The sequence below is a fragment of the Haloferax sp. S2CR25 genome (assembly GCF_031624535.1).
Classification (GTDB): domain Archaea; phylum Halobacteriota; class Halobacteria; order Halobacteriales; family Haloferacaceae; genus Haloferax; species Haloferax massiliensis.
In genome coordinates this window covers 350,125-374,084 of record NZ_JAMQOO010000002.1, presented here as the reverse complement: position 1 = coordinate 374,084, position 23,960 = coordinate 350,125, and the positions used below count along the sequence as shown (strand labels likewise).

Below are 23,960 nucleotides of genomic sequence, written 5' to 3'. Positions count from 1 at the left end.
AAAACGATGTGATTGCGGAACGTCGTGAAACGGGCCAGATATCGACCGGCCCCCCAGCACGCTCACCCCGACAGCGCCTGCGCGACCTTCTCTATCGGGTGCGGCGGTCGCCGCGCCGCCTCGTCCCTGTCTTCGAGTTGCGTCCGACACGACGCGCCGGGGGCGACCACCTCGTCGCCCGGGCTGTCGTCGACCTGTTCGAACAGGATGTCTCCCATAGCCTTCGAGAGGTCGTAGTGTTCGGCTTCGTAGCCGAAACTCCCGGCCATGCCGCAGCAGCTCGAATCGAGCGGGTCGACCTCGTAGCCGACCCGCCGGAGGACGCCCACCGCGTGGTGGTCCTTGTTCAGCGCCTTCTGGTTGCAGTGGCCGTGATAGGTGAGCGAGCCGAACGCGCCGCCGTCGGCGACCGCGGATGCGACGGGTCCGGCCGCGTCGTCGCCGTCGGCCGAGCGTCCGCGAATCGGCAGGGACTCGTCCAGTCGGTGGGTGTCGAGGAACTCCATGACGCCGTAGGCGGCCGCGGCGACCGGGGCGACCGCGTCGTCCGGGAGGAGGTCGGCGTACTCGTCTTGGAACATCACCGCGTCCGAGGGCTCGACGAAGACGACCGACCAGCCGGTTTCGACCGACGGGCGAAGCGTCTCGACGTTGTGGCCGGCGCGCCGCCGCGCGAGGTCGAGGAAACCGCCGGAGTAGGCGGCGCGGCCGCTCGGTTCGACGCCCTCCGCGAGTCGGACGTGGACGCCGGCGGCCTCCAGCACGCGAACCGCCGCCTTCCCGATTTCGGGCGTGACGTAGTTCGTGTAGGTGTCGGGAAACAGGAGGACGCGGTGGTCGGCCTCGCTCGCCGGCACGCGGGGCCGCCGCGCGTCCATCCACGATTCGAGCGTGTCGCGGGTGAACGAGGGGAGCGACCGGTCGGGGGCGACGCCCGCGAGCCGCTCCATCGCGGCCCGCGCGCCCGGAATCTCGGCCGCCCAGTTCGAGACGGGCGCGAGGGCGCTCCCGACGCCGGCCAGCCGGTCGATGTTGGCGAACAGGCGCTCGCGGAGCGACGCGCCTTCCTCGGCGTGGTGGGCGTGTTTCACCTCGGCTTTGAGCTTCGCCAAATCGACGCCGGTCGGGCAGTCGTTCTGACAGCCCTTACAGCCGACACAGAGGCCGAGGACCTCCTCTTGGAACCGGTCGGAGTGAATCTCGTCCTCCGGGAGGTCGCCGCTGATGGCCGCGCGGAGCATGTTGGCCCGGCCGCGGGTCGTCTCGGCCTCGTCCTTCGAGGCGCGGTAGGTCGGACACATCGTCTCCGACCCGGTCTGCCGGCAGGTGCCGCAGCCGTTACAGAGTTCGACGAGGTGCGAGAAGCCGCCCTCGTCGTCGAAATCGAGGGTCGTCGCGGGTTCGAGAGACTGGTAGGCCGCGCCGTACCGGAGGTTCTCGCGCATGTCGGCGCCGACGCCGCGGTCGCCGTCCGGACCGAAGTCGTCGGCGTCGTCGCGGTAGACGACGTTGCCGGGGTTCATGCGCCAGTCGGGGTCGAACGCCGTCTTCAGCTCCTTGAACGCGCCCCAGAGTTCGGGGCCGTACATCTTCGGGTTCCACTCGGTCCGGGCCATCCCGTCGCCGTGCTCGCCCGAGAAGGCCCCGCGGTGGTCCAACACGAGGTCCGTCACGTCGTCGGTGATGGCGCGCATCGTTTCGATGCCCGCGCCGTCCTTCAGATTCAGAATGGGACGGATGTGGAGCGTCCCCGCGCCGGCGTGGGCGAAGTACGCGGCCGACGTGCCGTGGGCTTCCAGCACGTCCTCGAACGACTGGACGTACTCCGCCAACTCCTCGGGCGGGACGCTCGCGTCCTCGATGAACGGGTAGGGCTTCGGGTCGCCCGGCAGCGACATGAGAAGCGGTATCGCCGCCTTGCGGAGCTTCCAGAGGTCCGCCTGCGCCGCGGGCGTGTACGCCTCGATGGCCTCGAACGCGCCGCCGCCGCCGTCGTTGGCGTCACCAGCCGCCGACTCGGCGTCGCCGTCTCGCAGGAAGTGGTCGTTCGCCTCGCGAATCACCGCCTCGAAGTCGTCGTGCAGTTCGGAGTCGAACTCCAGCATCAGCGTCGCCGCCGTGCCGTCGGGAATCTCCTCGACGTACTGGGCGTACTCGCTCGACTCGGCGGCCATTCGCAACACCTCGTCGTCCATGAGTTCGACCGCGCTGGCGTCGAAGTCGAGCGCGTCGGGGACCGCGGCCATCGCCTCCACGAGGTCGTCGTAGGCGTAGAGGACGAGCGCCGTCTCCTCGGGGACCGTCACGAGCGACACGGTGGCCTCGACGACGACGCCGAGGGTGCCCTCCGCGCCGACGAACAGCTTCGAGAGGTTGACCACCGTCTCGCCGTCGTCGGTCTCGGAAACGACCTTGTGGAGGTTGTAGCCCGACACCGACCGCTTGAGGGTCGGATACCGCCGCTCGATTTCCTCCTCGTGGTCCTCGACGAGGCCGAGGACGGTCCGGTAGAGGTCGGCCTCGCGGTCGTCCTTCCCGACGATGCGGTCCCACTCGTCGCTCCCGACGACCACGTCGCGGGTGTGGACGACCGACCCGTCCGCGAGGACGACCCGCAGCTCCTCGGTGTAGGCGTCGGTGATGCCGTAGCGGACCGAGTGCGCGCCCGTGGAGTTGTTGCCGATGCCGCCGCCGACGGTCGCGCGGTTCGACGAGGCGGGGTCCGGCGCGAACTTCAGGCCGTGGTCGGCGAGGCGGTCGTCGAGGTCGTCCTGCACCACGCCGGGTTGGACCCGCGCCCGCCGCGCGTCGGGGTCCACGCAGACGATGTCGTCCATGTACTTCGAGCAGTCGATGACGACGCAGCCGGGGCCGACGGTCTGCCCCGCCAGCGACGACCCCGCCCCGCGCGGGAGCACCGGCACGTCGTGTTCGGCCGCCGTCCGCACCGCGGCGCGCACGTCGTCTTCGTCGCGAGGGATGACCACCCCCGCCGGGCGCGCCCGGTAAATCGACCCGTCGGTCGCGTACAGCACCTGCGCGTACTCGTCGAACCGGACCTCGCCGGAGACGACGTCCCGGAGGTCGGCGGCGAGGTCGGCGTGTTCGGCCACGTCGACCACGTCGTAGTCGCGCGACTCCTGAAATCGCTGGAAATCTCCCCGTCTCTCGCCGTTCGTTTCCGCCGTGATTCGCGTCGCCCGCGGAGGGCCGTCGCCAGACATTATCACATATAATCGTTCAGGATAGCAAAAACCTGTGTGTGACTCGCCACGTTTGCCCGAAGCGGTAGTCGTTCGCGGCGGGCCGGCTTCGTCGCACGGGGTCTGAGCGGGGGTTGTACGGGTTTTCACCCGGCTGAGACCTCGGCTACTGCGGCGGGTTCCGGGGGTAGTTCCCGACGCCGGTTCGGAGTTCGCCGTCGGCGACGACCCAGCCCTGTCGGTCCGCCGGGAGGTCGTAGGCGGCGACGTGGTCGACGTACTCGTTGTAGTTCCAGCCGCCGACCCACCACGAGTTCGCGCCGCGGAGTTCGACGCTCACCGAGACGTTCGTCGTCGCGGGGCCGTCGTACTGCACGAACAGCATCGACTCGTAGTCGTAACACCGGGTGTCGTCGCCCTCGCTCGGCCAGTCGCAGGGGACGAGCCGGGCGTTCTCGCGGGGTTCGAACAGCGGTTCGGTCCCCTCGGGCGCGAGCGTGTCGATGGACTGGTTCACCCGCACGTCGGCGGACAGGTCTATCGCGTCGTGTTCGACGCGGAGCGTGTCGGAGTCGTTCCGACTGTACTCGCTCGCCGGAATCCGCTCCCAGCGGACGAGTCGGTCGTTCTCGACGACGCTCCGGTAGTACGTCGGGTCGGCGGGAATCTCGTCGGCCCGGAGGCGGAGCATCGGACCGTACTCCGTCTCGGCCACGGCGTACCCCCAGCCCGCCGGAAGCAGGTACTCGCGGGACTCGACGGCGTCGCCGACGGCCGAGGAGCCGTCGCTGACGGGAAGCGGGACGAGGACCGTCACGTTCGAAACCGGTTCGTCCGCCGAGATGCGGACGCTGTAGTCGTACTGGCTCCCGTAGGAGTCGAGAAACGAGAGCCGGCCGAACGCCCAGAGCCCGCCGGCCGCGACCGCGACCACGACGAGCGCGGCGACGACGACGATACCGAGTGTGCGGAAATTCACGGAAATCACCGGGCCGGCCCGCCCGCTCAGACCGCCGCCCCTCCCGCGGCGGTGCCCGCGGTCGAGTCCACGAAGTCCGCGAAGTCGGCGGCGAACGTCTCGACTTCGTCCCAGTCGGTGTACTCGTAGTCCCGCGAGGCGTCCGTGTCGCCGGTCGCGCCCTTGGCGATGCGCTTCATCACCATCCGGGTGAGAAAGCCGTACTCGGAGTACCGAAGCGCGCCCCCGAACGCGGCCATCCGCTCGGGGTGCCAGCCGCTTTCCTCGACGAACTCGTCGATGTACGTCGCGACCTCGGCGCGGGCGTCCTCGTCGTCGAGCGCCGACGACAGCGACACCTGGAAGAAGCCGTTGGGCCGCGCCTCGATGTCCTCGCGGTACTCGCGGACGAACGCGTACACCTGCTTCGAGTGCGCGCCCATGTGAATCGACGACCCGACGAGCACCGCGTCGGCGTCGGCGACCGCCTCGCCGGCGGCGTCGTCGGTGACCGACTCGGTCCGCACGTCGTACCCGTGGGCCGCCAGCGCCATCGCGATGCGCCCGGCTATCTTCTCCGTCTGTCCCTCTTTGCTCCCGTACGCGACGAGTATCGTTCCCATACAGTTCACCGCGTTCCTGTTAGCTCGCTCACACCATAACGGCAGTCGGCACCTCTCAGTCGTCGGGAATCCGGCCGGACGACGCTCGGAGGAGGAACTGTTTTGCCCGTCGCCGCATCACTCTTGAATACAACTCATGAATACTCCGATGGGAACCTATCTTGTGACGCAGTCTGACCGCTCGGGCGCGCGGTCGACGCCGGACGTGGTGCGGGCCGCCGTCGACGGCGGCGTCGACGTCGTTCAGCTCCGCGAGAAGCACGCGAGCGCCCGCGAGCGCTACGAGATCGGCCACGAGGTTCGCTCCGTGACGGCCGACGCGGGCGTCCCGCTCGTCGTCAACGACCGGGTCGACATCGCGGCCGCCATCGACGCCGACGGCGTCCACCTCGGCGACGACGACGTGCCCGTCTCGGTCGCGCGCGAGCAACTCGGCGACGACGCCATCGTCGGCCGGTCGGTCTCGACCGTCGCGGGCGCGAGAGCCGCCGCGGAGGCCGGCGCGGACTACCTCGGCGTCGGCGCGGTGTTCGCCACCGACACGAAAGACACCGACCCCGAGCAGTCCGAAATCGGGACCGAGCGCGTGTCTGCCATCGCGGACGCCGTCTCCATTCCGTTCGTCGGCATCGGCGGCGTCACGCCCGACAACGCCGCCGACGTGGTCGCCGCCGGGGCCGACGGCGTCGCGGTCGTCTCGGCCATCACCGCCGCGGACGACCCCGCCGACGCGACCCGCCACCTCGCCGATTCGGTCGCCGCCGGGAGGGACAGCCGATGAGCGGACACGACGACGCTGACGGCGCGGGTGGACCGGGCGGTTCGGACGACGCGCCCGGTACGGGCGGCGTGCCCGACGTGGCGCTGGACGAGGCGCTCGCCGCGGTCGCGGGCGAGCAACCGCTCATCAACTCGGTCACGAACGACGTGACGGTCAACGACGTGGCGAACGTCACGCTCTACTGGGGCGGCCTGCCGGTCATGTCCGACGACGAGCGCGAGGTCGGCGACATGGTCGGTATCGCCGACGGCTGTCTGCTCAACATGGGGACCGTGAGCGAGTCCGGCGAGGAGACGATGCTGACCGCCGGGCGGGCCGCCAACGAGCGCGGCGTGCCCCTCGTCGTCGACCCCGTCGGCGTCGGCGCGACCCCGACGAGAGACCGGGTCGCGGACCGCCTCGTCACCGACCTCGACGTGGACGTGCTCAACGGCAACTACGGGGAGATATCCGCGCTCGTCGGCGACGACGCCGAGGTCCGCGGGGTCGAGTCGGTCGGCGAGTACGCCGAAATCGCCGCGGCGGCCGTCGAGTGCGCCCGGAAGACCGGCGCGGTCGTCGTCGCCTCCGGCGAGACCGACATCGTCGCCACCGAGGAGACCGCCTTCGAGGTCGACGCCGGCCACTCGATGATGGGCGCGGTCGTCGGCACCGGCTGTATGCTCGGCGTGACCCTCGCGGTGTTCGCGGCCGCCGTGGACGACCCGCTCGACGCGGCGCTCGCCGGAACCGCGGCGTACGGGCTCGCGGGCGAACTCGCCGCCGAGGGCGCGTTCGGCGACTACCGCGGCCCGGCGAGCTACAAAATCGCCTTCCTCGACGCGGTCGCGGGGCTCGCGGACGCCTCGACACCGGACATCGCCGACCGAATCGACCGCATCGAGGTGCGATAGATGCCGGGGACCCCGCCCGACCCGCGGACGCCGCCGTACGCCCTCACCATCGCCTCCAGCGACTCCGGCGGCGGCGCGGGCATCCAGGCCGACCTGAAGGCGATGACCCGACTCGGCGTCTACGGCGGGTCGGTCATCGTGGCCGCGACGGCCCAGAACACCCGCGGCGTCGAGGGGTCGCACGTCCTCCCCGCCGAGTCGATTCGCGCCCAGTTCGAGGCCGTCGCTGACGACTTCGACATCGCGGCCGTGAAACTCGGGATGCTGGCGACGGCCGAGGCCGTCGAGACGGTCGCCGACTGCCTCGCCGACTGCGACGCTCCGGTCGTCCTCGACCCCGTGATGGTCGCCACCTCCGGCGACAGACTGCTGGCCGAGGACGCCGTCGACGCCTACGACGCGCTGTTCGCGCGGGCGACGCTCGCCACGCCGAACGCCGACGAGGCCGAGGCGCTGACGGGCGTGTTCCCCGACTCACCGACGGCCGTCTCCGAGGCCGCCGACTGGTTCTTCGACCGCGGCGCTGACGCCGTGCTCCTGAAGGGCGGCCACGTCGCGCCCGACGGCGACACCGTGGTCGACACGCTCGTCACGCCGACCGAGACGACGACGTTCGTCAACCCCCGCATCGACGCGACGGCGACTCACGGCTCGGGCTGTACGCTTTCGAGCGCCGTCGCCGCTCGCCTCGCCCGCGGCGACGACCTCGCCGACGCGGTCCGGCACGGCATCGAATTCACGCGCGCGACCCTCGCCGAACCCGCCGACGTGGGCGAGGGCGCGGGGAGCGTGAACCACCTCGTCGGCGTCGGCGACGGCTGGACGCCCGACGAGTCGTAAGCGACGACCGGCGACCGGCGACGCGGCTCTCCGACGGCCGCCACGCCCCTTTTTCCGGCTACGTGTCGTATCGCGAACATGGTCGACACACCAGCATCGAACGCGCTCCGCGCCCGAATCGAGGCCGGCGGCGTCGCGCTCGGCGTCCTCGACAACACCTACAGCCCGACGCTCGTGGAGTTCTACGGCGAACTCGGTCTCGACTTCGTCTGGCTCGACCTCGAACACGGCGGCCCCAGCCCGCTCGACTCGGGCGCGATGGAGGACCTCCTCCGCGCGGCGGAACGAACCGGCATCGAGCCGCTGGTTCGGCTCCCGACGGCGGACCCCGAGTTCGTCCGGAAGGCCCTCGACCTCGGCGTCAGGAACGTCTTCCTCCCGCGCGTGGAGTCGGCCGACGAGGTCCGCGCGGCGGTTCGGTCGGCCCGCTTCACCTACGGCGACGGCCCCGGCGACCGCGGCCTCGCGTCGCCCCGCGCCCGCCGGTGGGGCCTCGCCGACGACTACGTCGCGCGCGAGGACCGCGAGACGCTCGTCGGCGTGACCATCGAGACCGCCGAGTCGCTCGCGGACCTCGACGCGATTCTCGACGTGCCCGAACTGGGCTTCGTCTTCATCGGGCCGTTCGACCTCTCGGTGGCGCTCGGCCACCCCGGCGAGATAGACCACCCCGACGTGCGGGACGCGGTCGAGCGCATCCGCTCGGCCGCCGTCGATGCGGGCGTCCCCGTCGGCGGCCTCGGCTTCGGCATGGACGACGCGAACCGGAAGGCGGAACACGGCTATCAGCTCATCAATCTCGGCAGTACCACCGGCGCGCTCAAGGGCGTCGTCGACGGCTGGCTCGACGACGCGGCGGTCGACCGCGGGGAGTAGCGCCCGCGGCTATCGAGTCGCGTCCGCCCCCGAGTCGGACAGCCGCATCGCCACGCTGTACATCTCGCCCGCGGACTCCGATTCGACCGCGTCGGCGACGCGCTCGACCTCGGCCGCGAGCCACCCGCCCATCGGGTCGGGAACCTCGGCCGCCAGCGACCTCGCCAGCGACGCGTGCGCCTCGACGTGGCTTTCGGACCACGGCACCGGGTCCAGTAGGGTCAGTTCGCGGTCGAAGCGCCAGTCGTACCCCGAAAACAGCGCCCCGAGCGCGTCGCCCGGATAGAACGTCAGCGCGGGTCGCCCGCGGGCCAACTGGCTCGCCGCGTTTTCGAGCGCGAACAGCTCCCGAATCGCGGCGTCGTCGGGGAGCGGTTCGTAGTCGTCGACGACGAGGTGACAGCCGGGCGCGGCGACCCGCGTTAGCTCCCGTGCGACGGCGGCGAGCGACTCGGGACCGATGAGGTTGAACAGCCCGTGGGCGGTGACGATACCGACCGAGTCGTCGGCGAGCGGGAGGCTCCGAACGTCGGCCTGAAGCACCGCGGTCCGCGCTCGGTCCGCCGGCTCGGGTGCCACCCGGTCGCGGACGAGGGCGGCGTGTTCCGGGTCGTTCGTGACGGCGTAGACCCGTTTCGCGCCCGCGTCGAGGAGTCCGGCGGTGGCGTTGCCGGTCCCCGCGCCGGCCTCCAGACAGACCGCGTCGCGGACCGGCCGGTCGTCGAGGGCGGCCGTGACGGTCGTTGGAACGTCCATTGGCGGCGGGTGGAATCGAGGCGGGAGTCGTCTCGCCTCGCTAGTGGTGGAGTTGCTCGGGCACGGGGCTCTCGTCGTGGCGGAGGCGCTCGATGAGCGACCGCTGGGCCGTCTCGTCCATGCCGTTGTACCGCGTCGCGGCGTCGAGGACCATCGCCACGAGCTTCGGGTCGCCCGGCGTGACGACGCTCGTGAGGCCCTGGGCGGCCGCGAAGTCGAACCGCTCGGCGATTTCGTCCGGGGCGTCGACCGGCTCGTACCAGTTGGCGAACGGCCGGTCCGCCTCGGGGAGGTCGTCGGTGTCGGGCCACGGGCCGCGAGCGAACGCCTTGATGCCGAGCGTCCCGATACCCGCCTTCTCGGCCGCCTCGAAGACGCCCGCGTAGTCGTGTTCGTCGTCGCCCTTGCCGACGACGACGGGGTTCAGCGGGAACATCAGCGTTTCGAGGTCGTCGATGCGGTCGATGGCGTCGCGGATGAGCCCCGGATTCCCGTGGCTCGTCAGCCCGATGTGGCCGATTTTCCCCTCGTCTTTCGCCTCGCGGAAGGCCGCGAGCGCGCCGTCGTCGGCCGTGATTTCGTCCAGTTCGGACTCGTATTCGAGGCCGTGGACCTGATAGAGGTCGATGTAGTCGACGCCGAGGCGGTCAAAGGAGCGGTCGAGCTTCCGCTTCGCGCCCTCGTAGCCCCGCTCTTGGGTCTTACAGCCGAGGAAGATGTCCTCGCGGTGCTGGCGGAGCTTCGGGCCCAGTTTGAGCTCCGCGTCGCCGTAGGTCGGGGCCACGTCGAAGTGGTTGACGCCCTTCGAGAGGACGTGTTCGACCATCTGGTTCGCGCCCTCCTGTTCGAGCCAGTTGAGCGCGATAGCGCCGAACGTTGCGATGGTACTCTCGTGGCCGGTGTCGCCGAGTGCGCGGGTCTGCATACGTCGAACGTCATCGCCGACGGACAAAAACGTGCGTCTCCCCCGGTCCGTTTTCCGTGACGCGCTCACCGGGAGGCCGACGGCGCGACGTTCTGATTCAGCCGGAACAGGTTCGTCGGGTCGTACTCGTCTTTCAGGGCGACGAGTCGCTCGTAGGCGGGGCCGAACGTCGTCCGCACCAGCTCGTCACCGCCTTCGAGGAAGCCGGGGAAGTTCAGGTAGACGGTGCCGTCGGAGAACCGCCGCATGTCGTCGATGCAGTCGCGGACCCACGCGACGTTCTCCGCGTCGGCGTCGGGGTCCTCCCAGTTACCCTCCACGCCGAGGAGGTACGGCGCGCCCCGACCGGCGAACGCGCTCTCGTCCGCGCCGACGTCGGCGATTGCGCCGCCGAGGTGCCACACGTCGACGGTCGAAAGCGGCGACGGAGCCGCGTCGGTCCAGTAGCCGAGTCGTTCGATGACGTCGTCCGAAAGCCCGTCGAGGTAGAGCGACTTCCAGTAGTAGCGCATGCCGTCGGGGTAGTCCTCGTCGAGGAGGCGCTGGAGTTCGACGTAGGGCATCACGCCGCTGAAGTCGGCGATTGGGTCGGCGAACTCGCGGAGCGGTGCGAGCGCCTCGGTTCCCTCCTCGGGCGGACCGGCGTAGCAGCCGAGAACGCCGAGTTTCGGAGTCGCCGCCGCCTCGCCGAACAGTTCCTCGTCGGGAAGCACGCCCGAGAAGGTGAGCGCGCTCACCTCGTCGGGGGCGGACCGCGCGTACTCGCGGAAGTCCCGCAGGCGGTCCGGGATGTCGGCCGCGGGGTAGAACACCAGACACATCGCGACCTCCGGGCCGACGGGGTGGAGTTCGAACTCGAAGCCGGTGACGACGCCGAAGTTTCCACCCCCGCCGCGGAGCCCCCAGAACAGGTCGGCGTTCTCGTCCCGGCTCGCGGTCACGACTTCGCCGGCGGCGGTGACGAGTTCCACCGACCGGAGGTTGTCGCAACTGAGGCCGTGCTTCCGGCGGAGGTGTCCGAGGCCGCCGCCGAGCGTGAGTCCGGCGACGCCCGTGTCGGAGACGACGCCGCCCGGCGCGGCAAGACCGAACAGTTGCGTCTCGTGGTCGACGTCGGCCCACCGCGCGCCCCCCTCGACCCACGCGGTTCGCTCGTCGGGGTCGACCCGGACGCCCGTCATCTCCGAGAGGTCGATGACGATGCCGTCGTCGCAGACGGCCGTTCCCGCGACGTTGTGGCCGCCGCCGCGAACCGCGACGACGAGGCCGCTCTCCCGCGCGTAGTCCACCGACCGGACCACGTCGGCGACACCCGCACAGCGGACGATGAGCGACGGTCGCCTGTCTATCATCCCGTTCCACACCGCGCGGGCCTCGTCGTACTCGGCGTCTCCCGGGCGAAGGACTGTTCCGCGAAGGCTCGCGTCGAAGCTGTCGCGTTGCTGGTCGTTGGACATGCGTTGCCATTGGTTCGCACGGCCGTTAGCCTCAACTCCCGAGAGGTGTGTTCCGGCGTGAGTCGCGTTTCACTCCGTGAGACAAGTGGGTCCGATGACGCTATCGAGAGTGTTCGTTTCAGACACCGCGTCGAAGTCGTGCTGAACACAGCGCGCGTATCGGTCGGCTCAACCCCCACGATTATGTCAGCTCTGTATTACTACTATCCATGGAGCGATTTTACGTATTTTACGCGTGCTTGGCGGTCTATGGTGCGGCCTTCGCAATCGGGCCAGTCCTCGCTCTCACCGAGGGGAGCGCGGGCCTACCCATCATCTTGGGTAGCATCGCTGGAGTGGGGCTGATACTCGCATCAGTATACGAGATGTCCACCGGGTCTCCATCCGACTTCGAGATCGGCGATTTAGGATTCTGGGCCGTAGTCTTGGGCGCTGTGGGAGTTCTCTCAGTTCAGGTGTCTACGTCACTCTGAGTGTGGATTCGCGACCTCTCTAGATCGATGACGAATACGCACGCTTTTTCAATCGGTTCGTTTGGCTCGCCCAGTGGAAACAGAGAGCGGCGGTTTGCCGAATACAACGCGCGAGTCGGTCACTGGCGCTGACGAAATATATTAGACGTCCGACCAGTACTCGTTCACAGATGCGTTGCAACCGACATCTGACCGCTATCGATGACTGACAGTGACGACGAGTTCGGTGGTGTGTGGTCCGGCGTGAGTACGGTGCTGGTCGCACTGCTCGCTATCGGCGTTCTCGTCTTCACGACAGACCCCATCGATACTGCTGGCGTTGTCGCCGGAATCGCTCTCGCGCTCATCGGTCTTGTACGGGTTCTCGCCCCCCCGAATCTCGCCGTGGTTCGAGCGCCTCAGCCATCGCTGGACTGGCCTGTGTTGGATAGTCGTCGGTGGCGGGATAGCGACGCTTGGGCTCGTTGTCTCGTCGACAGCCGGAACGCTCGTTGGAGGGGTCGTCCTCGGGGCACTGTTCGTGTTCTATGGAAGCCTCGGTATGCTCGGTCGATAGTCTCACCGCAATACGTATCACGCCGCACCTGTCAGCAGCCGCGTTACAGCCGTGTCTCGTGATTATGGTTCATAACGTCTCCATGCCAACACTGTCAGGCCACAGACGAACCCGCCGAACGCGCCCCGACTCACCGCACTCACCCACTGTCCGCCGAAGAGCACCGATTCGAGGAGAACGTAGAGGAGAACCCACAGAACCACCGTTACGAGAACGAAGACCCACGGAGTTTCCAGACTAAATTGTCTGACAGTCTTCACGTTTGACATTGAGACCCCGCCACGAAGTATGTGTTTTGTCTGCACCGCGTCCACTAATCTACCAAAGAGGGGTCCACCACGCCATTCCAACGAGACGCTGCAGTGAGCCGGTGGAACCCAACCGAGGTGGAACCCGTTGCTGAAGGGGCGCGCCACCGACCACTGAGCGCCGAGGGATGAAGTTACTACTCGGGCCGACCAACTAGCCAGTGATTCACATGCACAGTTCCGACGGCGGTTCCGGCGGTGGCGACGGTTCGCCGCCGGAGCCGTCGGTTCTGGACGCGATTCTCGAAAACGCGCGGAACCGCCGACGTCTCGGACGGCAGTTGTCGACCGCGGGTGAGCGCATCAAGACGGACGACCTCGTGGACGTCGTCCGGCACGGTCCGCTACTGGAGGCGCTCCTCGACGAACCGCTGGACAGGCGGGGAATCGAGGACCGACTCGGGGTCTCGAAGGCGACGAGCCACCGCTTCACGCGCTGGCTGGACGAGCGGGGACTCGGCGAGCGAACCGACCGCCGGTTCCGGTTGACCGGCCTCGGAGAAGTCGTCGCCGAGGAAGTCCTGCGATTCGAGGCGAACGTCCGAACCGCCCGGCGGTTGACGCCGCTCCTCGACGCCATCTGCGACGACCACGACGAGTTCGTCGTCGAACCGTTCGCGGACGCGACGGTGACCGTCGCCGAGTCGGAAGACCCGTACCGCCCCGTCGAGCGGTTCGTCGAACTCGTCCGCGGGTCGGAGACGTTCCGCGGGTTCAACACCACGCACATGGCCCCGCTCGTCTTCGGCGAGTTCCACCGGCACGTCTTCGACGAGACGGAGACGGAGATTATCTACCGCCCCGAAATCGCGGAGAAACTGTTCGAGACCTATCCGGAGCGCGCACGGGAGGCCATCGAGTGCGGCCACCTCCGGCTTCGGACCCGCGGCGAACTCCCGTACGGACTCGCCATCTTCGACGACCGCGTCGGCATCGGCGGCTACGACGAAACGACGGGGCTGATGGAGGTGTTCGTCGACACCGACGCGCCGATTGCCCGCCAGTGGGCCGAGCGCGTCTACGCGTCGGTCAGGGCGGACTCCGTGTCGCTGGATGCGGAGGCGTGACCGGCGAGGGGGGACGGACGCTCGACCTGCTGACGCCGCCGCGACCCGGTAACACTCGCGTCAGCGGATACTCAAGTCCTTCCGGCCCGTAGCGCTTCCCATGGCAGAACCCACGCCGACACCCGGCATCCACCACGTCACCTGCATCGCGGGCGACCCCCAGCAGAACCTCGACTTCTGGGTCGAGACGCTCGGCCTCCGCCTCGCCAAGCGCTCCATCAATCAGGACGACCCCAGCACGTACCACTTCTTCTTCACGGACGCGGAGGGGACGCCCGGCACGAGCATGACGTTCTTCCCGTGGGAGAACCTCTCGCGGGGGAAGGTCGGCACCGGACAGGTCTCCCGCACCGCGTTCCGCGTGCCCGAGGGGAGCCTCGACTACTGGGAGGACCGATTCGACGAGTACGGCGTCGACTACGACGACCGAGTCGAGCGGTTCGGCGAGACCGTCCTCCCCTTCAGCGACCCCGACGGCCTCCCGGTCGAACTGGTCGAAGTCGAGGTTCCCGACGACGACCCGACCGTCCCGTGGACCGAGTTCGTCCCCGAAGACGTCGCGATTCGCGGCTTCCACTCCGTGACGCTCTGGCTGGCCGACCCCCAGCCCACCGAAGACCTCCTCGAAACGATGGGCTTCGAGCGCGTCGGCACCGAGGAAGCGCAGGGCGACACCCCCGGCGACGAGCGGACGCGGTTCGCCGCGACCGGGAGCGTCGGGAAGTACGTGGACGTGTTGCCGACAATCGAGAGCGGTCGACAGGGCCTCGGCACGGTCCACCACGTCGCCTTCCAGACGCCGACCGACGAGGACCAACAGGCGATGCGCAAGGCCGTCCAGTCGAAGGGCCTGCGCCCGACGGCCCAAATCAACCGCCACTGGTTCCGGTCGGTCTACTTCCGCGAGTTCGGCGGCGTGCTGTTCGAACTCGCCACGAGCGACCCGGGCTACACCGCCGACGAACCCCTCGACGACCTCGGCGGCCGCCTCGTTCTCCCCGGCGAGTTCGAAGGTCGGCGCGAACAGATAGAGGCCGGACTGACCGACGTGACGGTCCCGCGGGCCGAGTCGGCCGAAGCCGACGACTGACTCCCGACCCCGAACCGGTCCGGAACCGTTCCCGCCCGGTGGACGCCCCGTTTTGTCCCGTGTTAACACCGCCTGAGCGACTGCGACGAGTGTCGCAATCACAAGTACCATCATCGCCCGCGACGCAGTGGTCCGTATTCAGGTGGATGACGTGACGGAAAAACGCGAATACACGGACGACTATCAGGACAAGACGCTGTACATCCCCGGTCCGACCGAGGTGCGCGAGGACGTCATCGCGGAGATGTGCCAGCCGATGTTCGGCCACCGCATGGACCGCATGACCGACCTCTATACCACCATCGTCGAGGACACGAAGGAGTTCCTCGGCACGGACAACGACGTGATGATTCTCACGGGGTCGGGCACCGAAATCTGGGAGTCCTCGACGCTCAACCTCGTCGACGAGAACATCCTCGTGCCGACCTGCGGGAGCTTCAGCGAGCGCCACGCGAACGTCGCGGAGCGACTCGGCAAGAACGTCGACCGCATCGAGTACGAGTGGGGCCAGGCCATCAAGCCCGAGGACATCCGCGAGGCGCTGGAGTCCAGCGACAAGCAGTACGACGTGGTCGCCACGGTGATGAACGAGAGTTCGACCGGCGTCCGCAACCCCATCGAGGAGATCGGCGACGTGGTCGCCGAGTACCCCGACACCTACTTCGTCGTCGACGCGGTGTCCGCCCTCGGCGGCGACTACGTCGACATCGACGAGCACAACATCGACGTCATCTTCGCCTCGTCGCAGAAGGCGTTCGCCATGCCGCCGGGGCTCGCCGTCTGCACCGTCAGCGAGGACGCCTACGAGCGCGAACTGTCGAAGGACTCGGCGTCGTGGTACGGCGGCTTCCAGCGCGCCCTCGACTACTACGACCGCAAGGGCCAGACCCACTCCACGCCCGCGATTCCCATCATGCTCGCGTACCGAAAGCAGATGAAGTACATGCTCGAAGAGGGCCACGAGGGGCGCGACCAGCGCCACCGCGAGATGGCCGAGTACACCCGCGAGTGGGCCTACGAGCACTTCGACATGTTCCCCGAGGAGGGCTACGAGTCCCAGACCGTCGCCTGCATCGAGAACACGCAGGGCATCGACGTCGCCGCCACCATCGAGGAGGTCAACGAGAAGTACGACATGGCGTTCTCGAACGGCTACGGCTCCGCGCTCGGCGAGAAGACGTTCCGCATCGGCCACATGGGCGAACACGACGTCGAGTCCATCAAGGCGCTGACCGACGCCATCGAAGACGTGGCGGACCTGTAGGGAAGCCCCGTCGCAGATGCCGCATCTCCAGTTCGACCTCGACTTCGAGGTCACGGCGCGCGAGGCGGACCAGTTCGCCACCGAGATGGCCGAGCTGTACGCCGAGCGGATGGACGCCGACACCGACTACGCCGCCGTCACCGTCCGCGAGGTCGAGGCGATTCATCTCGGTCGGGCGACCGGGGACAAGACCGTCGTGTTGCAGGCCGACATCCGGGCGGGTCGGTCGGCGGACCGGAAACGGGACCTCGCTCTCGCGGTCATCGAGGCCGTCGCCGAGCGGTTCGGCGTGCCGGAGTCGAACCAGAAGGTCGTCTTCACCGAACACGAGGGGAGCCAGATGATGGGCTACGACCGCGTCGGCGACGACTGGTCCGAGTCGGCCTGACCGGGGGCGGTCCGGAGTTCGACCGCGAAGACGGAACCGCAGGGGTCGTTGTCCTCGACCCACACGTCGCCGCCGTACTTCTCGACCAGCGACTGCACGAGGTACAGTCCGAGGCCGGTCCCACGGCTCTCCAGTCCCTTTTCGTCCTTGGCGAAAATCGACTCTTTCCGCTCGTCGGGCACGCCGCGCCCGTCGTCGGCAATTCGGACCACGACGCGGTCGCCCCCCTCGGTCTCGGAGACGGAGACCTCGATAGTCGGCTCGTCCCCGTCGGTGTGCTGGACGGCGTTCGTCAGGAGGTTCCGGAAGACGGACCCGAGCATGTCGTCGGCGAGCACCGCGACCGTCGGCAACTCGGCGTCGACCGTCACGCTCGCGTTGGGTGCCATCTCTCGCAGCGACGCGAGTTCGCCTCGCAGCACCGGGACCAGCGGGACCGGTTCGGTCTCGACGCCCCGCGTGCTCATCATCTCGGCCATGTCTCTGGCCGTCTTCGTCAGTTCGACCGCGTGATTGGCGCGCTTCCGGACGATTTCGACGTACTCCCGCGCCTCGTCGTCGGCGACGCGCTCTCCGAGCAGTTCCGCGTAGGCGGTCACCAACTGCAGGTCGTTGCGCACGTCGTGACGGACGACCTGATTCAGCACCGATAGCTCGTCGCGTTGTGTTTCGAGGAGGCGGTTCTGCTCGCGGAGTTCCGCCTCGTAGCGCTTCCGCGTCGTGATGTCGCGGGCGACGCTCAGGACGACCGTCCTCTCGCGGTAGGTCACGAGGCTCGAACTGATTTCGACGGGAATCTCCCGGCCGTCTTTCGCCCGGTGGACCGTCTCGAACACCTGCGTGCCGTCCGACGGCATCTGCGTGATGAGCGCCGATGCCTCGTCGTCGCTGAGTCCCGCGTCGATGTCGTGGACCGTCATCGAGAGGAGTTCGTCCCGCGAGTAGCCGAGCAGTTCCACCGCGGTCTCGTTCACCGCGAGGATGTGGCTGTCGATATCGATGACCCAGACGGTGTCGTTCATCCCGTCGATGAGCTCTTGGTACTCCTCGCGGGCGCGCCTCAGTTTCCGCTCTCGCTCTCGTCGGTCGGTGATGTCCCTCGATACGCCGATGACGCCGACGACTTCGCCGGCCACCTGAAACGGCGCGAAGCGGTAGCTCAGCGTCCGCGACTCGCCGTCCGGCGTGACGAGTTCGGTCTCGCCTTCGAGCGAGTCGACCTCCTCGTCCAAGAGCCGCTGATACGGGTCGCCCGGGCGTTCCTCGCGGACCGTCTCGACGAGCAGGCTCCGCTCGCCTTCGAGTTCGGCGGGCGTCATCCCGTAGAAGTCGGCCAGGTAGTCGCTCGCGAGGAGGAATCGCCCTTCGCGGTCGTACAGGCACGCGCCCTCCAGCATCTGTTCGAAGACGCGCTCGTAGACGAGCGACTGGGCGACCCGCCCCGGAGCGGGCGGTGCGACCACCCGCTCGACCCGGGCGGCCACCTCGTCGTACCCCTCGCGGTCCCGCACTCGAACGTAGTCGGTGACGCCGGCGTCGAGGGCGTCGCTCGCCGTCAGCCCGCGTTCCCCGTCGACGACGACGAAAAACGGCAGGTCGAGAGCGCGTCTCCGAACCGCGGCGAGGAAGTCGAGCGTGTCCATCTCCCCCGCGTCGGTCGACGCGAGGACACAGTCGAAGTCGGAGTCCGAACCGGCGTCGGCGCCCCCGAGTCGTTCCAGCGCCGCGGTGGCGGTGCGAACCTCCTCGACGTCGACCCGCGCCACTCGCCGACGGGCGGCTTCGACGATCGCCGCCGCGACGCTCGAATCGGCGACGACGAGGAGCCGGACCGTTCCACCACCATCATGCATTACCTAGGACACTCACGACCGTCAGATAAAAGGTCGCGCGCCGACTCCCGCGACGCGAGATATTATCCGGTTGTATTACTCAGTAACAACACTTTTGTGACGACCGCCGAGACCACGACGGCATGAACGAACCGAGACTCGACGTATCGGCGGTGATGAGCGGCGACTGGCGGGGATATCTCTCGGAGATGGGGCCGTCGTGGGTCGCGGGCGCGGTCGCGGCGGGACCGGCGACGATGGCGACCGTGCTCACGGCGGGGGCGACGTTCGGCTACGCGATGCTGTGGGTCGTGCTGCTCTCGGCGGTGCTCGGGGCGTCGGCGCAGTACCTCTCGATGCGGCTCGGCCTGCTCACGGAGGACGGCATCGTCTCCGTCGTGGAACGCGAGTTGGGCGACGGCTGGGCGTGGGTGCTCGTCGCCGACGGCGTGCTGGCGGCGGGGCTGGCCCAGTTGGTCATCATGCAGGGTCTCGCGAACGTGAGCGCGACGATAACCGGCGTCGACGCCCGCGTCTGGGGCGTCGTGTGGGCCGTCGTCCTCGCCGCCGGCCTCGCCGGGCGCGGCTACCGCTTCGTCGAACTCCTCGCGAAGGGACTCGTCGCGGCCGTCGTCGCCGCGTTCCTCGCGTCGCTGGTTTTGGTTCCCATCGACCCGGCGGCCGCGGCCGGCGGGCTCGTCCCGCGAATCCCCGCCGGCGTCGACGGCGCGCTCGTCGCGGCCGGCATCCTCGGCGGCGCGGTCCACATCACGCTCATCACGATGCACTCGTACACGATGCGCGCTCGCGGCTGGACGACCCGCGACTACGGGCTGGCGACGTTCGACGTGGGCGCGTCCATGCTCGTCGCCTTCGGCGTCTACAGCCTCGCCATCTTCCTCGTCGCCGCGAGCGTCCTCCACAGCCCCGAGGTGGCCGCGAGCGACCTCTCGGCGGTGGCGGCCGCGCAGGCGCTCGGCCCGATAGCGGGCGCGAACGCGAAGTGGCTGTTCCTGCTCGGCCTCCTCGGCGCGGCCGTCTCCACGCTCGGCGGCAACACCGTCGTCCCGCCGTTCCTCGTCGCCGACAAACTCGGCTGGGGAACGGACCTCTCGGACGGCCGATACCGCGCGCTCCTCGCCGGCGTGGCGCTGTTCTCCGGCGTCGGCGCGTTCCTCGGCGGGGCCTTTTTCCCGCTTCTCGTGTTGGTGCTTGCGTTCGGCCTCGTCGGCACGCCCTTCGCAATCGCCGTCGTGCTCGTCTTACTCAACGGCGACGCGGTCGCGGAGCCGAACTCGACGCCGGCGAACCTCGGCGGCGTCGTCCTGTTCGCGGTCACGACGGTCCTCGCCGCGAACTTCGTCCGCTCGCGGGCGCTTTCGGACCTCGGCGACCCGCTTTCGGTCTTCGTCGTCGTCTTCGCCGCGGCCATGGCGGCGGCGACGCTCGGCCTGCTCGGCAAGTTCGTCCGCGAGACGGTCGCGCGACCGACCGCGGCCTGACGGGGGGGTCGTCGCGGCCCTACTCGCTGTAGCGGCCCGACGCCCGGTCGTACTTGGAGACCATCGCGACGACAGCGGTCCCGAGACCGCCCATTGCGGCCCAGAACTGCCACGGGAGCGACCCCGAGGACCCGCCGCTCGGCACGTAGGGGTACGACAGCGACCCCGCCTCGACGATGTCCGCCGACCCGGGCATGAGACCTGACCCCGGTTCGTTCGGAATCGCGCCCTCCTCGGCCGGGCCGCCGGGCTCGCCGCAGACGACCCGACCGACCATCCCGAGCTGTTTGTGCGGGCTACAGAAGTAGTCGTAGGTGCCCTCAACCTCGAAGGTGTACGAAAAGCTCGCACCAGATTCCTCAAGGAGGCCGCTGTCGAAACCGGACGCGTCCGCCGGGATGCGCCCCTCGGCCTGATTCGACTCGGCGTAGGCCGTCGCGGAGTGGTCCCCGCTTTCGATGACCCACTCGACGGTGTCGCCGGGGTCGACGTGCAGTCCGACGGGGTCGAAATAGTACTCCCCGTCTTCTGTCACCATCTGGATAGTATGGGTGGCCGAGCCGCCGCCGCCCGAACCGCCGCCGGCGTCTGTACCCCCGTCGGAACCGGCGGTCGAATTCCCGCCCGACGCCCCGGTGACGCCCGTCGACGCCCCGAGAACGGCGATTCCACCCGCAATATTTTTCATGAACGTTCGTCTGTTCATAATGGATTTCAAGTTTGAATTACCGCTGATACGGCCGACTACGTGACCGTTCGTCTACTATCTTGTAGTTCTGTTGATTCCCGAACATCCCGAAACAGAAAAACAGATAACCGCTCGTCTGAACGCTTACGTGGCATCGTCGCTCCCGCGAACCCACGGTCGCCGCCGCGGCCGCGGGAGCGCTAATCCGGCATCAACAATTACGTAAAACTATTGGTACATTCATGAAATTCGTGGTGAACCCGACCCGACGTTCGGCGGTGAGAACCGATGCGACGTGAGACCGCAGTCATCCTGCTCCTCATCGCGGTCGTACTGCTCCCGATGTGGTACGTCGCGCTGACGAGCGGGACCGAAGGCGGGGGTATCGGCGTCGGCACCGGCGCGGAGCCGGTCGCCGTCAACACCTCGTCCGACCTCCAGCCCGCGAGCGGCTACCTCCCCGGGCCGGTCGAAGTCGGCGTCAATCAGGCCGGCGTCGTCGCGTGGGTCGCGCTCCTCGGGATGGTCGGCGTGATGGTCGGGACGAAACGGTTCCTCGACCGCATCAGCCACCTCGACGACTCCGTCGTCGCCGACGGCGGCCGCGCGACCGTCTCCGTCCCGCCGTACATGGAGACGGAGTCCCGGCGCATCCTCGACTACGTCCCGGCCGTGTCGTCGCGGACCGGACTGCTCGTCGTGGCGCTCCTCTCGTGGGTGGACGTGTCGTTCGCCGCCCTCCTCACGCTGGAGGGGCTCGGCCCGGCGCGGACGCAGTTCCTCGGCACCTACGCCGGGATGCTGTTCCTCTCGCTCGCGCTGACCGTCCTCGCGTACACGGCGTACTTCGTCCCGAGCATCACCGTCGCAGAGACCAGAGACCACTGACCAACCGCACAGACCATGCGCAAACGCACCAACGACACCGACACAGACCGCTCGGACATCCCGCAGACAGACGACGAACTGACGCGGCGAAACATGGCGAAGCTCCTCGCCGGCATCGGCGGCGCGGCCGCCATCGGAAGCTTCGGTATCGGCTACGCCGCGGGCCTCCCCGGCAGTCTCGACACCGGAAGCGAGACGCTCTACGTCGAGGGCACGCGCCTCGTCGACAGGGACGGCAACCCCCTGACCGCCGCCGACGCGCTCTCGACCGACGAGTTCGACAAGATGGACGTCTTCCCGGAGAAGGAAGGCGGCGGGGCGCTCGTCACGAAGCGCGCGACCACGCTCCTGCTTCGGTTCCCCGAAGACGAGTACGAGTCGCCGACGAACATCGAGGGGACGGCCAAGGGCTACGTGGCCTACTCGAAGGTCTGCACCCACGAGGGCTGTCTCGTCGCGGGCGAACAGGACTCGGAGCTCCGGTGTCCCTGTCACGGAAGCCTCTACGACCCCACGAAGGGCGCGTCCGTGACCGGCGGCCCGGCCTCGCGGGCGCTCCCGCAGCTCCCCCTCGGCATCGCCGACGACGAGGACGGGACGCTCCTCCTCGCGACGGGGCCGTTCGAGGGACCGATCGGGACGGAGGAGTGAGATGACGGGGACAGCACCTGACGACGGCTCCGGCGACGACCGACCCGACGCGCGGCCGGACGGCGGCGAGGCGGGCGGCGACCTGCCGGGGACCGACCTGACGGTCCGGACCCACGAGGCGTACCCGAGAAACGCCCTGTTCGACTGGCTGGACCAGCGGCTCGAACTGGACCACACGCTCCTCGGCAAGGCGTTCCCGGAGGACAACTACGGCTCGTTCCTCCTCGGCGAAATCGCGCTTTTCACCTTCGTCATCCTCGGCCTGACGGGGACGTTCCTCGGCCTCCTGTACAATCCGGCGGTCAACGCCGTCACCTACGAGGGCAACGCGCTCCAGTACGCCGGCACGGAGGTCCCCGCGGCGTTCGCGAGCGTCCTGCACATCACCTACGACACCACCTTCGGGATGTTCGCGCGCATGATGCACCACTGGGCGGCGTACATCTTCATCGCCGCCATCGCCCTGCACATGTTCCGCGTCTTCTTCACGGGCGCGTACCGCAACCCCCACGAGCCGAACTGGTTCATCGGGAGCACGCTGCTGCTTTTCGCCCTCGTGGAGGGCTTTTTCGGCTACGCGCTCCCCTACGACAACTTCAGCAAGACCGCGACGACCATCGGCTTCCAGATGACCGGCACGATTCCGGTCGTCGGGTCGTTCCTGCAGTCGCTCGTCTTCGGCGGGGCGTTCCCGGCCGGGGCCGACCAGGTCATCCCGCGGATGTTCTTCCTCCACGTCTTTCTCATCCCGGCCGCGCTGGTCGGCGCTATCGCCCTCCACATGGCCGTGTTGATGCGGCAGAAACACACCGAACACGCGCCGAGCTCCCGCGGCGAGGGCCGCCCCGACGACGATGACGACAGCGTCGTCGTCGGAATGCCGCTTTTCCCCCAGCAGTTCCTCGTCTCGACCATCGTCTTCCTCCTGACGGCCGCGACCGTCGCCTTCCTCGCCGGCTTCTTCCCGGTCCAGCGCATCGCCGCCATCGGCCCGGCGACGCCCACGTCGACGCCCTCGCACGTCGGCCCGGACTGGTTCTTCATGTGGGTGTTCGGCTCGCTGAAGATGATGCCCTCGTGGCTCGGCGAGTGGGGCCGGTTCGCCGGCGGCGTCGTCGTCCCCTCGCTCATCATCGGCGTGATGATGCTCTGGCCGCTCCTCGACAACCCCGAACACCCGGTCCACTTCACCGCCGACCCGCTCGACCGACCGCTCCAGACGGCCCTCGGCGTCGCGGCCGTCATGCTCATCATCGTCCTCTCTATCGACGGGATGCGGGCCACCGTCGCCGCCGTGCTCGGCGTCTCCGACGCCGTTCTCTACCCGTGGCTCGTCGCGCTGACCGTGGGGATGCCGGTTTTCGACTTCGCGGTCGTCTACTGGCTCCTCAAACGCCGCAAGCGCCGCCTCGGGACCGCCGGCTGACCGCACAGACCCCGACTCACCGAACTCGACTTCGACTATGAACGTTCCACTCTCCCCCCGCGCGTTCCGCCTCGTCGACGGCGGCTCGAAACTCGTCGGCCTCGTGGCGATAGCCGCCGCGCTCAACGGGGCCGCGGCCCCGCACTCGCTCGTCGTCGGACTCGTCGGCTTCGTCGTCGGCGTCGGGACCGCGTTCCTCTCGCCCCGCGAGGAGACGCCACCCGACGACCGCGGAGACGACTCCGCCCCGGCGGCCGACCCCGCCGACGGCCGTCCCCGACGGCCGCTCACGAGCCTCGCAACGCGCCTGTGGCGCAGTCGGCTGGCCCGACTGGGCGGCGCGCTCTGGCTCTCGGCGTTCGCCGTCGCGGCCGCCGGCGTCGCCCTTCGCGCCGCCGGCTCGTTCCGCCTCGCGGCGACGCTGTTCGGACTCTCCGGCCCCCTCGGGCTGGTCGGCATCCTCGGCATCGTCGCCGGCGGTGGCCGGCTCGCGCTCGCCTCGCGTCGGGAGTGAC

General features: G+C 68.7%; 22 protein-coding genes. 14 read left to right on the top strand and 8 right to left on the bottom strand.

The features are described 5' to 3' along the window. Positions 1-62 precede the first annotated feature (62 nt). The 3 genes from NDI65_RS07255 to NDI65_RS07245 form a co-directional block, all read right to left on the bottom strand. Positions 63-3,224 carry an FAD-binding and (Fe-S)-binding domain-containing protein gene (locus tag NDI65_RS07255; RefSeq protein WP_089777393.1) on the bottom strand — a complete coding sequence of 1,054 codons (3,162 nt, stop codon included), beginning with the start codon at positions 3,222-3,224 and terminating at the stop codon, positions 63-65. A 145-nt stretch (positions 3,225-3,369) separates the two neighbouring features. Further along, positions 3,370-4,182: a hypothetical protein gene (locus NDI65_RS07250; RefSeq protein ID WP_089777392.1), complete on the bottom strand. Its 813-nt coding sequence runs from the start codon at positions 4,180-4,182 to the stop codon at positions 3,370-3,372. 26 nt (positions 4,183-4,208) lie between these two features. Next, positions 4,209-4,784 (bottom strand): flavodoxin domain-containing protein, encoded by a 576-nt coding sequence (locus tag NDI65_RS07245; RefSeq protein WP_007275235.1) that lies wholly within the window; start codon positions 4,782-4,784, stop codon positions 4,209-4,211. A gap of 148 nt (positions 4,785-4,932) precedes the next feature. Between NDI65_RS07245 and thiE the strand changes: the two genes are divergently transcribed. The 4 genes from thiE (at position 4,933) to NDI65_RS07225 (ending at position 8,174) form a co-directional block, all read left to right on the top strand. Continuing rightward, positions 4,933-5,565: a thiamine phosphate synthase gene (gene thiE / locus NDI65_RS07240; RefSeq protein WP_310893520.1), complete on the top strand. Its 633-nt coding sequence runs from the start codon at positions 4,933-4,935 to the stop codon at positions 5,563-5,565. Next, positions 5,562-6,458: a hydroxyethylthiazole kinase gene (gene thiM / locus NDI65_RS07235; protein ID WP_188422929.1), complete on the top strand. Its 897-nt coding sequence runs from the start codon at positions 5,562-5,564 to the stop codon at positions 6,456-6,458. The genes thiE and thiM overlap by 4 nt, the downstream gene beginning before the upstream one ends. Further along, positions 6,459-7,298 carry a bifunctional hydroxymethylpyrimidine kinase/phosphomethylpyrimidine kinase gene (gene thiD, locus NDI65_RS07230; RefSeq protein ID WP_007275238.1) on the top strand — a complete coding sequence of 280 codons (840 nt, stop codon included), beginning with the start codon at positions 6,459-6,461 and terminating at the stop codon, positions 7,296-7,298. It begins immediately after the preceding gene. Positions 7,299-7,376: 78 nt separating this feature from the next. Beyond that, complete coding sequence (locus NDI65_RS07225; RefSeq protein WP_089777389.1) at positions 7,377-8,174, top strand: aldolase/citrate lyase family protein; 798 nt, start codon at positions 7,377-7,379, stop codon at positions 8,172-8,174. A gap of 9 nt (positions 8,175-8,183) precedes the next feature. On the opposite strand, the gene NDI65_RS07220 is transcribed toward NDI65_RS07225, so the two are convergent. The 3 genes from NDI65_RS07220 to NDI65_RS07210 form a co-directional block, all read right to left on the bottom strand. Next, positions 8,184-8,930: a class I SAM-dependent methyltransferase gene (locus tag NDI65_RS07220; RefSeq protein ID WP_089777388.1), complete on the bottom strand. Its 747-nt coding sequence runs from the start codon at positions 8,928-8,930 to the stop codon at positions 8,184-8,186. Positions 8,931-8,970: 40 nt separating this feature from the next. Beyond that, on the bottom strand, positions 8,971-9,855 hold the full coding sequence (locus tag NDI65_RS07215) for an aldo/keto reductase (RefSeq protein ID WP_007275241.1): 885 nt from the start codon (positions 9,853-9,855) through the stop codon (positions 8,971-8,973). 65 nt (positions 9,856-9,920) lie between these two features. Beyond that, complete coding sequence (locus tag NDI65_RS07210; protein WP_089777387.1) at positions 9,921-11,312, bottom strand: FAD-binding oxidoreductase; 1,392 nt, start codon at positions 11,310-11,312, stop codon at positions 9,921-9,923. Positions 11,313-11,521: 209 nt separating this feature from the next. Here NDI65_RS07210 and NDI65_RS07205 point away from each other — a divergent pair, with 209 nt between their 5' ends. From NDI65_RS07205 to NDI65_RS07185, 5 genes are all read left to right on the top strand, one after another. Next, a complete protein-coding gene (locus tag NDI65_RS07205) occupies positions 11,522-11,785 on the top strand; it encodes a hypothetical protein (RefSeq protein WP_089777386.1) in 264 nt (87 codons plus the stop codon). Positions 11,786-12,819: 1,034 nt separating this feature from the next. Next, positions 12,820-13,716 carry a transcriptional regulator gene (locus tag NDI65_RS07200; protein WP_089777384.1) on the top strand — a complete coding sequence of 299 codons (897 nt, stop codon included), beginning with the start codon at positions 12,820-12,822 and terminating at the stop codon, positions 13,714-13,716. Between the two features lie 100 nt (positions 13,717-13,816). After that, on the top strand, positions 13,817-14,806 hold the full coding sequence (locus NDI65_RS07195) for a VOC family protein (protein ID WP_089777383.1): 990 nt from the start codon (positions 13,817-13,819) through the stop codon (positions 14,804-14,806). 151 nt (positions 14,807-14,957) lie between these two features. Further along, positions 14,958-16,070 (top strand): alanine--glyoxylate aminotransferase family protein, encoded by a 1,113-nt coding sequence (locus tag NDI65_RS07190; RefSeq protein WP_089779827.1) that lies wholly within the window; start codon positions 14,958-14,960, stop codon positions 16,068-16,070. A gap of 16 nt (positions 16,071-16,086) precedes the next feature. Continuing rightward, positions 16,087-16,458 (top strand): tautomerase family protein, encoded by a 372-nt coding sequence (locus NDI65_RS07185; RefSeq protein ID WP_089777382.1) that lies wholly within the window; start codon positions 16,087-16,089, stop codon positions 16,456-16,458. On the opposite strand, the gene NDI65_RS07180 is transcribed toward NDI65_RS07185, so the two are convergent. After that, on the bottom strand, positions 16,419-18,311 hold the full coding sequence (locus NDI65_RS07180; protein WP_310893519.1) for a PAS domain S-box protein: 1,893 nt from the start codon (positions 18,309-18,311) through the stop codon (positions 16,419-16,421). The genes NDI65_RS07185 and NDI65_RS07180 overlap by 40 nt on opposite strands. A gap of 122 nt (positions 18,312-18,433) precedes the next feature. Between NDI65_RS07180 and NDI65_RS07175 the strand changes: the two genes are divergently transcribed. Further along, positions 18,434-19,792, top strand: a complete 1,359-nt coding sequence (locus NDI65_RS07175; RefSeq protein WP_089777380.1) for a divalent metal cation transporter — start codon at positions 18,434-18,436, stop codon at positions 19,790-19,792. A gap of 19 nt (positions 19,793-19,811) precedes the next feature. On the opposite strand, the gene NDI65_RS07170 is transcribed toward NDI65_RS07175, so the two are convergent. Continuing rightward, positions 19,812-20,498: a plastocyanin/azurin family copper-binding protein gene (locus NDI65_RS07170; protein WP_089777379.1), complete on the bottom strand. Its 687-nt coding sequence runs from the start codon at positions 20,496-20,498 to the stop codon at positions 19,812-19,814. Between the two features lie 270 nt (positions 20,499-20,768). Between NDI65_RS07170 and NDI65_RS07165 the strand changes: the two genes are divergently transcribed. The 4 genes from NDI65_RS07165 to NDI65_RS07150 are packed head-to-tail and all read left to right on the top strand — an operon-like array spanning position 20,769 to position 23,959. Continuing rightward, complete coding sequence (locus tag NDI65_RS07165; protein WP_089777378.1) at positions 20,769-21,368, top strand: hypothetical protein; 600 nt, start codon at positions 20,769-20,771, stop codon at positions 21,366-21,368. A 15-nt stretch (positions 21,369-21,383) separates the two neighbouring features. Beyond that, positions 21,384-22,019 (top strand): Rieske (2Fe-2S) protein, encoded by a 636-nt coding sequence (locus tag NDI65_RS07160; RefSeq protein ID WP_089777377.1) that lies wholly within the window; start codon positions 21,384-21,386, stop codon positions 22,017-22,019. A gap of 1 nt (position 22,020) precedes the next feature. Beyond that, a complete protein-coding gene (locus NDI65_RS07155) occupies positions 22,021-23,445 on the top strand; it encodes a cytochrome bc complex cytochrome b subunit (RefSeq protein ID WP_310893518.1) in 1,425 nt (474 codons plus the stop codon). Between the two features lie 37 nt (positions 23,446-23,482). Then, positions 23,483-23,959 carry a hypothetical protein gene (locus NDI65_RS07150; RefSeq protein WP_310893517.1) on the top strand — a complete coding sequence of 159 codons (477 nt, stop codon included), beginning with the start codon at positions 23,483-23,485 and terminating at the stop codon, positions 23,957-23,959. The last annotated feature ends 1 nt before the right edge of the window (position 23,960 follow it).